This is a genomic window from Candidatus Skiveiella danica, from assembly GCF_022705245.1.
GTDB classification, from domain to species: Bacteria; Pseudomonadota; Gammaproteobacteria; order Burkholderiales; family Burkholderiaceae_C; genus Skiveiella; species Skiveiella danica.
In genome coordinates this window covers 1-574 of record NZ_JAKJEW010000096.1, presented here as the reverse complement: position 1 = coordinate 574, position 574 = coordinate 1, and the positions used below count along the sequence as shown (strand labels likewise).

Genomic DNA, 574 nt, shown 5'->3' with positions numbered 1-574 from the left:
CGACGTCGATGCGCACGATCTCGGGCGGCTTGGGCGGCGCGCTGCTCGGGCCCACCGGCATGTTCATCTTCACCGCATGCGTCTGCAGCGGGATGGTGATGATCAGCATGATGATCAGCACCAGCATCACGTCGATCAGCGGCGTGGTGTTCATCTCCACCATCACCTCGTCTTCACCGCTGGCGTTGCCGACATTCATTCCCATGGTGTTGCTCCTTACTGCCGCGGTGGCGCTTCGGTGATGAATCCCACCTTGGCGATGCCCGCGCGCTGGCAGGCCACCACCAGGCGGCCCACGGCCTCGTAGCGCGCTTCCTCGTCGCCGCGGATGTGCACCTCGGGCTGCGGCTCCTTGACGGCTTCCTTCTTCAGCTCGGCCACCACGCTCTCGATGTCGGGCATCTTGCGGGTGTTCCAGTAGATGTCGCCATCCTTGCTGACGGCCAGCAGCACGTTCTCGGGCTTGGTCTGCGTCGGCAGGTTGCGCTCTTTCGGCAGTTCGAGCTTGATGGTCTGCGTGATCACCGGGATGGTGATCAGGAAGATGATCAGCAGCACCAGCATCACGTCCACC

At 63.2% G+C, this 574-nt stretch carries 2 protein-coding genes; both read right to left on the bottom strand.

Annotated features, from left to right (window positions below; translation table 11 throughout):
• Positions 1–205 (bottom strand): ExbD/TolR family protein (locus tag ACMUOY_RS20175; RefSeq protein ID WP_413894520.1); only part of this gene is annotated, 205 nt, incomplete at its 3' end.
• Positions 206–216: 11 nt separating this feature from the next.
• Positions 217–574: ExbD/TolR family protein (locus ACMUOY_RS20170; protein WP_413894519.1), on the bottom strand; the 358-nt coding region annotated here is incomplete at its 5' end.